The sequence below is a fragment of the Burkholderia sp. AU39826 genome, from assembly GCF_020419965.1.
GTDB classification, from domain to species: Bacteria; Pseudomonadota; Gammaproteobacteria; order Burkholderiales; family Burkholderiaceae; genus Burkholderia; species Burkholderia semiarida.
Genome location: NZ_JAIZQG010000004.1, coordinates 49,827 through 62,169, shown reverse-complemented (window position 1 = coordinate 62,169; position 12,343 = coordinate 49,827). Strand labels below are relative to the sequence as shown.

Here is a 12,343-nt window from a genome sequence, read left to right as displayed (position 1 = left end):
TCTTGTCGGCTTTCAGTGCGCGGCGCCGGCGTCGGCATTCGCGGGAATCGGCGTGATCGTCGTGACGTGCAGCCCGCACTCCTTCGTGTCGCGCGACTCCCACCACCAGCGGCCCGCGCGGCTGTCCTCGCCGGGGCGGATCGCGCGCGTGCACGGCTCGCACCCGATGCTCGGATAGCCGCGCGCATGCAGCGGGTTGACCGGCACGTCGAACGCGTCAAGGTACGCCCACACGTCGGCTTCCGTCCAGTCGGCGAGCGGGTTGTACTTCGCGATCCCGCGCGCTTCGTCCTGTTCTTCCTCGTGCAGCTCCGCGCGCGTGACCGACTGCTCGCGACGCTGGCCCGTCACCCACGCGCCGACGTCGGCCAGCGCGCGGTTCAGCGGCTCGACCTTGCGGATATGGCAGCACGACTTGCGCAGCTCGACGCTCTCGTAGAACGCGTTCAGGCCGTGCTCGGCCACATACTGGTCGACCGCGTCCTGCCGCGGATGGAACTGCTCGATCTCGTAGCCGTAGCGCTCGCGCACGCGATCGATCATGCCGAGCGTTTCCGCGTGCAGGCGGCCCGTGTTCAGCGAGAAGATGCCGATCGGCACGCCCTTCGACAGGATCGCGTGCGTGAGCAGCATGTCTTCCGCGGCGAGGCTGCTCGCGAACTTCACCTTGTCGTGACGCTCGCCGATGCGCGCGAGCAGCGCGTCGAGGCGCTCGACCTTCGCGGCGAGTTCCGGCGTCAGCGCGGTGGCGGTCGCGGTGCTCATGCGCTCACCTTGGTGTCGGCCGCAGCCGCGCGGCGGCGGAACAGCGGCGCCGGCTCGTCGAACGCGCCCTGGTAACGCTGCGTGAATTCCGTGAACGCGTTCAGCGCGTCGTGGATGTCCTTGTCGGCCCGCACCGCGAATGCGTCGAAGCCGCAACGCGACATGTACAGCAACTGATCGCGCAGCACGTCGCCGATCGCGCGCAGCTCGCCGGTCCAGCCATGCCGCTCGCGCAGCAGGCGCGCGATGCTGTAGCCGCGGCCGTCCGCGAAGCGCGGGAAGTCGACGGCGATCAGCGAGATCGCGCCGAAGTCGGCCACGAGATCGGCCGGTTCGCTGTCCGGCGCGAGCCACACGCCGAGTTCGTCCTTCGTCCTCGCGGCGACGAGCGCCGCGCGCTCGGCCTGCCACAACGCGAACGGCACCAGCACCTTGCCGGCCGGCAATGCGTCGACCGCGGGCAGCGTACCGTCTTCCGCCGCGCGCACGACCTGCCATGCGTCGTCGATCACTGCGCGGTTCTTGATAATCGAAGCCATCTGCAAATTCCTTCTACCCGGTTGGTTACGCGTTCACTGCCTGGCGCGCCGCATACACGCGCTCCTTGAACGGCGCGATGCCGATGCGATCGTACGTATCGACGAAGCGCTCGCCGTCGATGCGTGCCTCGACGAACGTATCGATCAGCTTCGCGATCACGTCGGGCACTTCTTCCGCCGAGAACGACGGCCCGATCACGCGGCCGAGGCGCGCGCCGTTGCGGCCCGTGCCCTGCTCGCCGCCGAGCGACACCTGGTACCACTCGGCGCCGTCCTTGTCGACGCCGAGAATACCGATGTTGCCGACGTGGTGGTGACCGCACGAGTTCATGCAACCGGAAATGTTCAGCGACAGGTCGCCGAGGTCGTACACGTAGTCGAGATCGTCGAAACGCTGCTGGATCGCCAGCGCGATCGGGATCGACTTCGCGTTCGCGAGCGAGCAGAAGTCGCCGCCCGGGCACGCGATGATGTCGGTCAGCAGGCCGATGTTCGGCGTCGCGAAACCGGCCGCCTTCGCCTTTTCCCACAGCGCGAACAGGTCGCGCTTCTTCACGTTCGCGAGAATCAGGTTCTGCTCGTGCGACACGCGCAGCTCGCCGAACGAGTACGCGTCGGCCCAGTCGGCGACCAGATCCATCTGCGCGTCGGTCGCGTCGCCCGGCGCCACGCGGTGATCCTTCAGCGACAGCGTGACGGCCGCATAGCCCGGCACCTTGTGCGGCGCGACGTTACGCTCGACCCAGCGCGCGAACGCCTTGTTCTCGAGCAGGTGCTGTTCGAACGACGCGTCGGTGTCGGCCAGCTTCTCGTAGACGGGCGGCTGGAAGTACTGCGACACGCGGTCGAGTTCGGCCTGCGTGAGCGTCGACGGGCCGTCCTTCAGGTGCTGCCACTCTTCCTCGACCTGCTGCGCGAACTTCGCCGGCGACAGCGCCTTCACGAGGATCTTGATCCGCGCCTTGTACAGGTTGTCGCGGCGGCCATAGCGGTTGTACACGCGCAGCACGGCTTCGCAGTAGGTGAGCAGGTGCTGCCACGGCAGGTCTTCCTTGATCACCGCGCCGACGATCGGCGTACGGCCGAGGCCGCCGCCCGCGAGAATGCTCGCGACCACCTCGCCCTGCGCGTTCTTCTTCAGGTACACGCCGAGGTCGTGGATCTGCACGGCCGCGCGGTCATGCTTCGAACCCGACACCGCGATCTTGAACTTGCGCGGCAGCCACGCGAATTCGGGATGGAACGTCGACCACTGGCGCAGGATCTCGGCCCACGGGCGCGGATCGATCTCTTCGTCCTGCGCGACGCCGGCGAACTGGTCGGCCGTGATGTTGCGGATGCAGTTGCCCGACGTCTGGATGCCATGCATCTGCACCGACGCGAGCTTCGCGAGGATCTCGGGCGTGTCCTCGAGCTGGATCCAGTTGAACTGGATGTTCGAGCGCGTCGAGAAGTGGCCGTAGCCGCGGTCGTGCTCGCGGGCGATGCGCGCGAGCATCCGCAGCTGGTCGCTGCGCAGGTTGCCGTACGGAATCGCGATGCGGTGCATGTACGCGTGGCGCTGCATGTACAGGCCGTTCTGCAGACGCAGCGGACGGAACTCGTCTTCGCTCAACTCGCCCGACAGCCGGCGGCGCACCTGATCGCGGTACTGCGCGACGCGTTCGTCGACGATCGTCTGGTCGTATTGGTCGTACTGATACATTCGGGGACCCCAGGGTTTTCGTGGTGACCGCGCGACGTCCTAGCCACGTCGCGCCCGAATCTCCGTTCCGTCGTCACCGCCGCCAACCGCTGCCGGCTGGATTGCTAATGACGAAAACAGATATCCATATTTGAAAAACTCCGGTGAATCGTAATAAACTCGCCTTATATTTCAAACGACTAAAAAATTCTGTTGATATGCGGAAGGGTTATAAATGAACCTGCACCAATTTCGCTTCGTGCGCGAGGCCGTCCGGCAGAATTTCAACCTCACCGAGGCCGCCAAGGCGCTCTACACGTCGCAGCCGGGGGTATCGAAGGCGATCATCGAGCTCGAGGACGAGCTGGGCGTCGAGATCTTCACGCGGCACGGCAAGCGCGTGCGCTCGCTCACCGAGCCGGGGCGGATCATCCTTGCATCGGTCGAGCGGATCCTGCAGGAAGTGGAAAGCCTGAAAAGGGTCGGAAAAGATTATGCGGCGCAGGATCAGGGCAACCTGACCATCGCGGCGACCCACACGCAGGCCCGCTACTCGCTGCCGGCCGCGATCGCCGAATTCAAGAAGCGCTTCCCGAAGGTCCACCTGTCGATCCTGCAGGGCAGCCCGACGCAGGTGGCCGAGATGGTGATTCACGACCAGGCCGATCTCGCGATCGCGACCGAGGCGATCTCCGACTACAAGGAGCTCGTGTCGCTACCCTGCTTCCAGTGGCATCACGCGGCCGTCGTGCCGGCCGACCACCCGTTGCTCGAACGCAAGCCGGTCACGCTGGACGATCTCGCCCAGTACCCGCTGATCACGTATGACGACGCGTTCGCGGGCCGCAAGAAGATCAACCATGCATTCGCGCTGCGCGGGCTGTCGCCGGACATCGTGCTCGAGGCGATCGACGCCGACGTGATCAAGACCTATGTCGAGCTCGGACTCGGCGTCGGCATCATGGCCGACATCGCGTTCAATCCCGAGCGCGACCGCGGCCTGCGGCTGATTCCGGTCGGCCACCTGTTCGGCAGCAACGTGACGCGCGTCGCGCTCAAGCAGGGCGCCTACCTGCGCAGCTATGTGTATACGCTGGTCGAGCTGCTGTCGCCGACGCTGAACCGCAAGCTTATCGAGCAGGCGCTCAAGGGCGAATCCGAATCGTACGAGCTGTAAGCGCGCCCAAGCCCCGAGGGGCTCGGCAGAACCCGGGGCGGCCCGGCGTTTTCTCGAGCCCGCGTGTATAAACACAGGGGCGCATATCGCGCCCCTTTTTGCTGCCCGACGGAGATTCCCGCATGACGCTTCCCGCCCTGCCACGGCTTCCCGCCTCGTTGCGCCGCGCCGCCGGCGCCGCCCTCGTGCTGGCCTGCGCGGCCGCGCATGCCGACCTGAAGGTCGGCGTCGACCTGTCGTCCACCGGCCCGGCCGCCGCGATCGGCATCACGAGCAAGAACGCGATCCTGATGTGGCCGAAGACGATCGCCGGGCAGCCCGTGCAGGTCACGGTGCTCGACGACGCGTCCGACCCGGGCAACGCGGTGCGCAACATCCGCAAGCTGGTCGACGAGGATCACGTCGACGTCGTGGTCGGGCCGAACATCACGCCGGCCGCGCTCGCGGCGCTCGACGCGGTGGCCGCCGCGCAGACGCCGATGATCACGCTGGTCGGCTCCGGCGCGATCGTCGAGCCGCAGGAAGGCGCGCGGACCTGGGCGTTCAAGATGGCGCAGGGCGACCGCGCGATGGCCGACGTGATGACGCGCTACATGGCCAACCACGGCGTGAAGACGGTCGGCTTCATCGGCTTCGCGGACAGCTACGGCGACAGCTGGCTCAACGAATTCACGCGCTTCGCGGAGCTGCGCAAGATTCGCGTGGTCGCGACCGAGCGCTTCAACCGCACCGACGCGAGCGTCACGGGCCAGGCGCTGAAGCTCATCGCGGCGAAGCCCGATGCGATCCTGATCGCGGGCTCGGGCACGCCGGCCGTGCTGCCGCAGCGCACGCTGATCGAGCGCGGCTACAAGGGGCCCGTCTACCAGACCCACGGGATCGCGACGCCGGAATTCATCAAGCTGGGCGGCAAGGACGTCGACGGGACGCTGTTCCCGACCCAGCCGGTCGTCGTCGCGCGCACGCTGCCGGCCGACCATCCGGCCCGCCAGGCCGCGCTCGCGTTCGTCGACGCGTACGAGGCGAAGTACGGCGCCGGCACGGCCACGCAGTTCGCGGGCGACGCGGCGGGCGTGTACCCGCGCCTGGCCGATGCGGTCGGCCGTGCGTTGAAAGCCGCGCAGCCCGGCACGCCCGCGTTCCGCACGGCGCTGCGCCGCGAGCTCGAACGCGCGCACGAACTCGTCGTGCCGAACGGCGTCGTCAATACGAGCGACAAGGATCACGTCGGGCTCGATCAGCGCGCGAGCGTGATGGGCGTCGTGAAGCAGGGCCGCTTCGTCTACCTGAGCCAGTGACTTGCGTGCGGATGCCGGGCAGCTTGCCCGGCATCCGGTTTTCCGCCATAATTCGCGTTTCGCCGCGTACGACCATGCGCGGCCAGGATCAAGCCCAGGTGGTGAAATTGGTAGACGCAGGGGACTCAAAATCCCCCGCCGCAAGGCGTGCCGGTTCGATTCCGGCCCTGGGCACCAGTCTTTCGCAGCATCCCGCGCTGCCACTGTCGAAACCCGCGCAAGCTCGCCGCTTCGCGGGTTTCTTGTTTTTGCCGCGCGTTCCTCACCGCATCGAGTGACCGACAGCGGCCTGCCGTCCTCAGCCCGTCAACTCGCGAACGAAGTCGAGAAACACCCGCACCTTCGCGGCGACGAGGTTCGACGCGTGGTGATACGCGTAAAGCGGGAAGGTCTCGTCGGTCCATTCCGGTAATAGCAGGACCAACCGCCCTTCGGCGAGGATGTCCCGCGCATAGAGCTCGAGCAGTTGCGCGATGCCGACGCCGCCCAGGCACGCGCCGAGCAGCCCGCCCGTATCGTTGACCATCAGCCTGCCGGCGGCGTCGACCGGCACGACTTCCTTGCCGCGATGAAATTCCCATTCGTACGGTCGCCCCGTCACCGGATCGCGGATCAGCACGCACCGGTGACCGTCCGCGAGATCCCGAGGGTGCCGCGGCTCGCCGTGACGCGCGACGTAGGCCGCCGACGCGCAGGTCAGCACGCGCGTCTCGAGCAGCAGTCGCGCTCGATACGACGACGGCTCCGGGATGCCGAAGCGCACGGCCACGTCGAAGCCGTCGGCGACGAGGTCGCCCATCCGGTCCCGCACGCTGATCTCGACCGACAGATCGGGAAAGCGGTCGAGAAATTCCGCCATCCGCGGCGCCAGCACGTAGTGGCCGAACGTGCCGTCCACGTTGACCCGCAGCCGCCCCCTCACGCGCGCCTTCGACTGGCCGGCGTCGAGCGCCGCCTCCTCGATACCGGCCAGCAGCGGCGCGACCGCCTCGTAAAAGCGTCGCCCTTCGTCGGTCAGCGTGATCGCGCGCGCCGTCCGGTTGAAGATCCGGATGCCGACCCGCTCTTCCAGTCGCGCGACCGCGCGGCTCACTGCCGGTTGCGTCAGCCCCATCGCCTCGCCCGCCCGCGCGAAGGTGCCGGCCTCGATCACCGCCGAGAGCACGCCGATACCACTGAGCAACCTGCTGTCGAATCCCATTAGACATACTTTTAGTCATTCATTGACTGATCATTATTCATTATTTTTATTGATCGAGGAAGCCTACAGTAGTCCTGTCGCCGGATCGAACGGCATTCATCCATTCACCAGGAGCAGGACATGAGCACATCGGAACAGGTCGCCCTCGTCACGGGTTCGTCGCGCGGCATCGGCGCGGAAATCGCCCGCCAGCTCGCCCGGGACGGCTTCCGGGTCGTCGTCAACTATGCCGGCAGCGCCGGCCCGGCCCGCGAAGTGGTCGACGCGATCGTCGCCGACGGCGGCCATGCCGTCGCGGTGCAGGCGAACGTCGCCGACCCGGCGGCCGTGGCCGCGCTGTTCGACGCCGCCCACGACGCATTCGGCGGCCTGGACGTGGTGGTCAATTCCGCGGGCGTGATGAAGCTGGCGGCCATCGCCGACTGCGACGATGCGCTGTTCGACGAAACGTTCGCGATCAACGTGAAAGGCACGTTCAACGTCTGCCGCGAAGCGGCCAGGCGGGTGCGCGACGGTGGCCGCATCATCAACCTGTCGACCAGCGTGATTGGCATGCGCATGCCGACTTACGGCGTGTACGTCGCCAGCAAGGCGGCGGTCGAAAGCCTCACGCAGGTGCTGGCGCAGGAAATGCGCGGGCGCGGCGTCCGCGTGAACGCCGTCGCGCCGGGGCCCGTCGCGACCGAGTTGTTTCTGCAGGGCAAGAGTCCCGAACTCGTCGATCGGCTCGCGAAGCTGAACCCGCTCGAGCGGCTCGGCCAGCCCGACGACATCGCGCGCGTCGTTGCATTCCTCGCCGGCCCGGACGGCGCGTGGATCAACGGCCAGATCCTGCGCGCCAACGGCGGCATGTGCTGACCGACCGCTCGCGGCCATTCGTCTTTTCGCCAGGAGATCGCTCATGAAGGAAGTCGTCCTCGTCACCGGCGCGTCCAGCGGCTTCGGCTTGCTGACGGCCCAGGCGCTCGCCCGCGCCGGTCACACGGTCTACGCGTCGATGCGCGAGCTCGCCGGGCGCAACGCGCCGCGCGCCGCCGCCGTCGCCGCCTATGCGCAAGAACACGGCGTCGATCTGCGCACCATCGAACTCGACGTCGGCGACGACGCATCGGTCGATGCCGCAATCGAGCGCGTGATCGCCGACCACGGCCGTCTGGACGTCGTCGTCCACAACGCCGGCCACATGGTGTTCGGGCCGGCCGAAGCCTTCACGCCCGAACAGCTCGCGCAGCTCTACGACGTCAACGTCGTGTCGACCCAGCGCGTGAACCGCGCGGCGCTGCCGCACCTCCGCCGTCAAGGCCGCGGCCTGCTCGTGTGGGTGTCGTCCTCGTCGGCGCGCGGCGGCACCCCACCGTTCCTCGCGCCCTACTTCGCCGCGAAAGCCGCGATGGACTCGCTCGCGGTGTCCTACGCGGCCGAACTCGCCCGCTGGGGCATCGAAACGTCGATCGTCGTGCCGGGCGCGTTCACCCGCGGCACGAATCACTTTCTCCACGCGGGCAAACCGGCCGATACCGCCGTGCAGGCCGCCTACGACAGCGGGCCGTACGCGGGCGTCGCCGACCAGGCATTGACGGGCCTCGCCGCGCTCGAGCCGGCGGACGCAGACGCCGGCGCCGTCGCCACGGCGATTGCCGAGCTCGTCGCGGCGCCGGCCGGCAAGCGCCCCTACCGCGTGTTCGTCGATCCGTCGCAGGACGGCGCCGAGGAAGTGTTCCGCGTCGGCGATCGCATTCGCCGCGAAATGTTCAGGAACATCGGGCTCGCCGACCTGCTCGCGCCGCGCGTCGGCGGCTAATCCTTCGCGCGCCGGGCCGGCCGGCGCGCGTCAACCCGGCTCGCAGAACCCGAGAATCGCGTCCGCGACCGCCGCCGGCGCCTCCCGCTGCGGGAAGTGCCCCACGCCGTCCAGCACTTGCCGCGCGTAGCGCCCGGCGAAGAACCGCTCGCGCCCGGCCGAGCTGTCCGGATGATTGCAGGCGTCCGCGCCGCCGTGCAGCACGAGCGTCGGGACCGCCAGCACGGGCGCCGGGTTCAGCCGCGCGTCGTCGTCGGCATAGGCCGGCGTGCCCGGCGCGAAGCCCCAGCGCTGCCGATACGAATGCAGCACGACGTCGACCCAGTCGGGCCCGTCGAACGCGACGGCCGCTGCGTCGAAATCGCTGTCGCGATACCAGCCCGGCGGCGACCACGTATCCCACATCAGGCGCGCGAACGCGCGCCGATCGTCGCGCAGCGCCTGCTCGCCGCGCGGCGTCGCCATGAACCAGTGATACCAGTAGTTGCGCGCCTGCTGCAGCGACAGCGGCTGAGCGGGATCGTTGGTGCCGTACCCGACCGACAGCATCACGAGCTGGGATGCAACACCGTCGCGCAACCCGCACGCGTTCGCGGCCGCGCGGGCGCCCCAGTCGTGCCCGACCAGCACGGGCCGCTCGATACCGAGCGCATCGACGAATTCGAGCAGGTCGCGCCCGAGCGCCGCGAGCTGGCCGCTGCGCGGCACGGACGCGTCGCGAAAGCGCGTCGGCGCGAAGCCGCGCAATGCGGGCGCCAGCACGCGATAGCCGCGCGCGGCGAGCGCCGATGCCACCGGCTCCCAGCCGACCGGGCTGTCCGGCCAGCCATGCAGCAGCACGGCCACGCGTTCGCCGCGCGGGTTCCATTCGAGATAGGCAATGTCGAGCGACGCGGTCGTCGCATGCGCATAGGTCGTCATCGTGTACTCCGCCAGAGGGGCTTGAACATACGATGGTAGGCCGGCATTTCATCACGATTCACGGAGTATCATCATTCATTACTCATATATCGCGTCGAATCGATCCATGGAACCGTCGCCCTCCCCCCCCTCGACCGCGCTCGACATCGCGTTGCTGCGCACGTTTCTCGAAGTCGTCGACAGCCGCGGGTTCGCGCCGGCCGCGGAGCGCCTCGCGCTGACGCCGTCTGCCGTCAGCGGCCACATCAAGCGGCTCGAACAGGCGGCCGGCACCGTGCTGCTCGCGCGCACGACCCGCCGGATCGCGCTGACGCCGGCCGGCGACACGCTGTACGCGTACGCGCGCAACATCGTCGACATGGAGCGCGAAGTGCGCGCCCGGCTGCGCGGCGCGCCGGCGCACGGGCCGCTGCGGGTCGGGGCGTCCGAGGATTTCGCCGGCACGTGGCTGCCGCAGGTGCTGCGCACGTTCCGCAACAACCATCCGCACACCTCGATCGAACTGAAGGTCGGCATCACCGCGTCGCTGCTGCGGGAGCAATCGCTCGGCCGGCTCGACGTCGTGTTCGGCAAGCAATGCCGACAGGTCGACACGCGCGGCGAGCTGCTGTGGGAAGAGCCGCTCGTGTGGGCGTTCGCGGCCGATACGGCGCTCGACGCCGAGGAACGCGTGCCGCTCGCGCTGTTTCCGGAGCCGTGCGTGTACCGGGAAGCCGCGGTGTCCGCGCTCGCGGCGGCGCTACGGCCGTTTCGCGTGCTGTTCGAAAGCGCGAGCATGGCCGGCTGCATGTCGGCCGCGCTCGCCGGCTTCGCGGTCACGGCGCTCGCGCGCAGCCAGTTGCGCGACGGCCTGCGCGCGTGCGGGCCGCAAGACGGCCTGCCGGCGCTGCCGGCCGCGCGCTTTTACGCGTTCGCGTCGAAGCCCGCGGGCGTCGGCGCCGCGTTGATCGACGCGGTACGGGCGACCGGGCGCACACGGCAGTTCGCCGCCTGAGCGCCCGCGGCGCGCTCGGCGCACGGGCCGACGAACGGCGGCACGGCCGGCGGAAACCCGCGCGTTGTCGCCTTCAATCGCCGCTGCCGCTCGCGCCCGCGCCGTTCAATGCATCGGCCATCAACTCCCCGAACCACTCGACGAACGCGTTGAGCCGCCGGGAGCGGTGCCGCCGGTGCGGATACACGGCCGACACGTCCATCGGCTCGGCGCGGTGGCCGGGCATCACGTCGACGAGCGCGCCGCTTGCCAGCAGATGCTCGACGTCGAAGCGCGGAATCTGGATCAGCCCCATTCCGGCGATACAGCTGGCGATATAGGTTTCGGCGTTGTTGACGATCACGCGGCTCGGCAGCGTCAGCACGTGCCGCTGCCCGTTGGCGCGGTATTCCCAGCCGAGCTCGCGCCCCGTCGTCGGCGACGCATAGCCGATCGCCCAGTGCCCGCGCGCGAGCGCATCCGGATGCTCGGGCACGCCGCATTCGCGCAGGTAGTCGGGGCTCGCGCAGTTGATCAGCGTGAACTGCCCGAGCGGCCGCACGACGAGGCTGCTGTCCGCGAGCCGCCCGACGCGGATCGCGCAATCGACGCCCTCCTGCACGAGGTCGATCGCGCGGTCCGTCGAGCCGAGCGACAATTGCAGCTTCGGGTGGCGGCGAAACAGCGACGGCAGCGCGGGCGCCACGACGCGGCGCGCGATCCGGCTCGGCACATCGACGTTCAGCCGCCCGACCACGTCGCGGTCGCGGCGCCGGAACAGGCGGTCGAGATCGTCGGCTTCCGCGAGCAGGCGCCGGCCGCGTTCGACCAGCAGCGCGCCGTCGGCGGTCAGCTGCACCTGGCGTGTCGTGCGGTGCAGCAGCCGTGTGCCGAGCGCCGTCTCGAGCTGCAGGACGGCCGCCGACACGGTCGCGCGCGGCACGTCGAGCGCATGCGCGGCCTTGATGAAGCTGCCCATCTCGGCAACCTGCAGGAAGATCCTGACCTGATCCAGCTTGTCCATCGGCGGGAAACCCGGGTTCGAACGGCGGTCGCCGCCGGCTCGCCGCGCATCGCGGCCGGCTTCGGCGGCACGGAGAAAACGGGCGCGCGGCCTCGTGGCTGCGCGCCCGTCCATTGTCCACGCAAACGCGCCAGTGCGGTGCGCCGCGCGGCCGCAAGCGGCTCCCGGTTACTTGGTCGTGTAGCCGCCGTTGATCAGGATCGTCTGGCCCGTGATCCACCAGCCGTCGGTCACGAGATGGCGGATGAACGGCACGACGTCCTCGATGTCGGTCAGCCCCGTCTTGCTGAACGGCGACAGCGCGGCGGCCGTCTTGTGATACGCGACCGCGTCGGCGCCTTCGGCCGGATAGAAGAACGGCGTGTCCATCGGCCCCGGCCCGACGGCCGTCACCGAAATGCCGCGTGCGCCGTACTCCTTCGACGCCGCGCGCGTGAAGTGCTCGACCGGCGCCTTCGATCCTTCGTATGCCGCATAGAACGGCGTGAACGCGCCGAGCAGCGACGTCACGAGCGTGACGAGCTTGCCGTGATCCTCGAGATGCCGCCCGGCTTCCTTGATGAAGAAGAACGCCGACTTGCTGTTGACCGCGAACATCTCGTCGTACTCGGCTTCGCTGATCTCGGTGAACGGCTTCTTCAGCACCTTGCCGACCGTGTTGATCGCGATGTCGATCTTGCCGAAGCGCTGCTTCGCGTCGGCGAACAGCTTCTCGACCGCGGCCGCCGTCGTCAGGTCCGCCTGGAACGTCGCGGCCTCCGCGCCGGCCGCGCGCACCGCGGCGGCCGTTTCCTCGGCCTGCGCCTGCGACGCCGCGCTGTTGTAGTGAATCGCCACCGCCTTCGCGCCGTGGCCCGCCAGGTCCCGGGCGATCAGGCCGCCGAGATTCTTTGCGCCGCCTGCGATCAGGACGACCTTGTCCGCGAGCGTATGAGTTGCCACGGTTGACTCCTTTTTTCG

12 protein-coding genes and 1 tRNA gene are annotated in these 12,343 nt (G+C 68.7%); 6 read left to right on the top strand and 7 right to left on the bottom strand.

Features of this window, described 5'->3' with window-relative positions; genetic code table 11:
- Positions 1-12: 12 nt before the first annotated feature.
- Genes LGM42_RS11370 through LGM42_RS11360 form a run of 3 tightly spaced genes read right to left on the bottom strand, consistent with a single transcriptional unit; the run spans position 13 to position 3,009 of the window.
- Positions 13-765, bottom strand: a complete 753-nt coding sequence (locus LGM42_RS11370; RefSeq protein WP_059646263.1) for a phosphoadenylyl-sulfate reductase — start codon at positions 763-765, stop codon at positions 13-15.
- On the bottom strand, positions 762-1,304 hold the full coding sequence (locus LGM42_RS11365; protein WP_060311872.1) for a DUF934 domain-containing protein: 543 nt from the start codon (positions 1,302-1,304) through the stop codon (positions 762-764). Before LGM42_RS11365 ends, LGM42_RS11370 begins: the two co-directional genes overlap by 4 nt.
- Positions 1,305-1,329: 25 nt before the next feature.
- Positions 1,330-3,009, bottom strand: a complete 1,680-nt coding sequence (locus LGM42_RS11360; protein ID WP_059576781.1) for a nitrite/sulfite reductase — start codon at positions 3,007-3,009, stop codon at positions 1,330-1,332.
- Between the two features lie 214 nt (positions 3,010-3,223).
- Between LGM42_RS11360 and LGM42_RS11355 the strand changes: the two genes are divergently transcribed.
- The 3 genes from LGM42_RS11355 (at position 3,224) to LGM42_RS11345 (ending at position 5,640) form a co-directional block, all read left to right on the top strand.
- Positions 3,224-4,165, top strand: a complete 942-nt coding sequence (locus tag LGM42_RS11355) for a CysB family HTH-type transcriptional regulator (RefSeq protein ID WP_027785173.1) — start codon at positions 3,224-3,226, stop codon at positions 4,163-4,165.
- Between the two features lie 122 nt (positions 4,166-4,287).
- On the top strand, positions 4,288-5,463 hold the full coding sequence (locus LGM42_RS11350; RefSeq protein WP_226232249.1) for an ABC transporter substrate-binding protein: 1,176 nt from the start codon (positions 4,288-4,290) through the stop codon (positions 5,461-5,463).
- Between the two features lie 92 nt (positions 5,464-5,555).
- A tRNA-Leu gene (locus LGM42_RS11345) sits at positions 5,556-5,640 on the top strand.
- A gap of 121 nt (positions 5,641-5,761) precedes the next feature.
- Here LGM42_RS11345 and LGM42_RS11340 read toward each other — a convergent pair.
- Positions 5,762-6,664: a LysR family transcriptional regulator gene (locus LGM42_RS11340; protein ID WP_124861226.1), complete on the bottom strand. Its 903-nt coding sequence runs from the start codon at positions 6,662-6,664 to the stop codon at positions 5,762-5,764.
- 120 nt (positions 6,665-6,784) lie between these two features.
- Between LGM42_RS11340 and LGM42_RS11335 the strand changes: the two genes are divergently transcribed.
- Together LGM42_RS11335 and LGM42_RS11330 are read left to right on the top strand one after the other, a co-directional pair.
- Positions 6,785-7,522, top strand: coding sequence for an SDR family oxidoreductase (locus LGM42_RS11335; RefSeq protein WP_059576789.1), 738 nt, complete (start codon positions 6,785-6,787; stop codon positions 7,520-7,522).
- Positions 7,523-7,565: 43 nt separating this feature from the next.
- Positions 7,566-8,465, top strand: a complete 900-nt coding sequence (locus LGM42_RS11330; protein ID WP_226222723.1) for an SDR family oxidoreductase — start codon at positions 7,566-7,568, stop codon at positions 8,463-8,465.
- 30 nt (positions 8,466-8,495) lie between these two features.
- Here LGM42_RS11330 and LGM42_RS11325 read toward each other — a convergent pair whose 3' ends face one another.
- Entirely contained in the window at positions 8,496-9,386 is an 891-nt protein-coding gene (locus LGM42_RS11325; RefSeq protein WP_226232248.1) for an alpha/beta fold hydrolase, read from the bottom strand.
- A gap of 106 nt (positions 9,387-9,492) precedes the next feature.
- Between LGM42_RS11325 and LGM42_RS11320 the strand changes: the two genes are divergently transcribed.
- Positions 9,493-10,380, top strand: coding sequence for a LysR family transcriptional regulator (locus tag LGM42_RS11320; protein WP_226232247.1), 888 nt, complete (start codon positions 9,493-9,495; stop codon positions 10,378-10,380).
- Positions 10,381-10,453: 73 nt separating this feature from the next.
- Here the strand turns inward: LGM42_RS11320 and LGM42_RS11315 are convergent, their stop codons facing one another.
- Both LGM42_RS11315 and LGM42_RS11310 read right to left on the bottom strand, forming a co-directional pair.
- Complete coding sequence (locus LGM42_RS11315; protein WP_226232246.1) at positions 10,454-11,383, bottom strand: LysR family transcriptional regulator; 930 nt, start codon at positions 11,381-11,383, stop codon at positions 10,454-10,456.
- Positions 11,384-11,551: 168 nt separating this feature from the next.
- The gene (locus LGM42_RS11310; protein WP_226232245.1) at positions 11,552-12,325 is read right to left on the bottom strand and encodes an SDR family oxidoreductase; all 774 of its coding nucleotides are present in this window, start codon (positions 12,323-12,325) and stop codon (positions 11,552-11,554) included.
- Between the last annotated feature and the right edge of the window lie 18 nt (positions 12,326-12,343).

Excerpts from the sequence above, each read along its gene's own strand:
- LGM42_RS11335 (WP_059576789.1), top strand. The coding sequence starts at position 6,785 with ATGAGCACATCGGAACAGGTCGCCCTCGTCACGGGTTCGTCGCGCGGC.
- LGM42_RS11320 (WP_226232247.1), top strand. The coding sequence starts at position 9,493 with ATGGAACCGTCGCCCTCCCCCCCCTCGACCGCGCTCGACATCGCGTTG.
- LGM42_RS11370 (WP_059646263.1), bottom strand. The coding sequence starts at position 765 with ATGAGCACCGCGACCGCCACCGCGCTGACGCCGGAACTCGCCGCGAAG.
- LGM42_RS11325 (WP_226232248.1), bottom strand. The coding sequence starts at position 9,386 with ATGACGACCTATGCGCATGCGACGACCGCGTCGCTCGACATTGCCTAT.
- LGM42_RS11350 (WP_226232249.1), top strand. The coding sequence starts at position 4,288 with ATGACGCTTCCCGCCCTGCCACGGCTTCCCGCCTCGTTGCGCCGCGCC.
- LGM42_RS11360 (WP_059576781.1), bottom strand. The coding sequence starts at position 3,009 with ATGTATCAGTACGACCAATACGACCAGACGATCGTCGACGAACGCGTC.
- LGM42_RS11340 (WP_124861226.1), bottom strand. The coding sequence starts at position 6,664 with ATGGGATTCGACAGCAGGTTGCTCAGTGGTATCGGCGTGCTCTCGGCG.
- LGM42_RS11355 (WP_027785173.1), top strand. The coding sequence starts at position 3,224 with ATGAACCTGCACCAATTTCGCTTCGTGCGCGAGGCCGTCCGGCAGAAT.
- LGM42_RS11330 (WP_226222723.1), top strand. The coding sequence starts at position 7,566 with ATGAAGGAAGTCGTCCTCGTCACCGGCGCGTCCAGCGGCTTCGGCTTG.
- LGM42_RS11365 (WP_060311872.1), bottom strand. The coding sequence starts at position 1,304 with ATGGCTTCGATTATCAAGAACCGCGCAGTGATCGACGACGCATGGCAG.
- LGM42_RS11315 (WP_226232246.1), bottom strand. The coding sequence starts at position 11,383 with ATGGACAAGCTGGATCAGGTCAGGATCTTCCTGCAGGTTGCCGAGATG.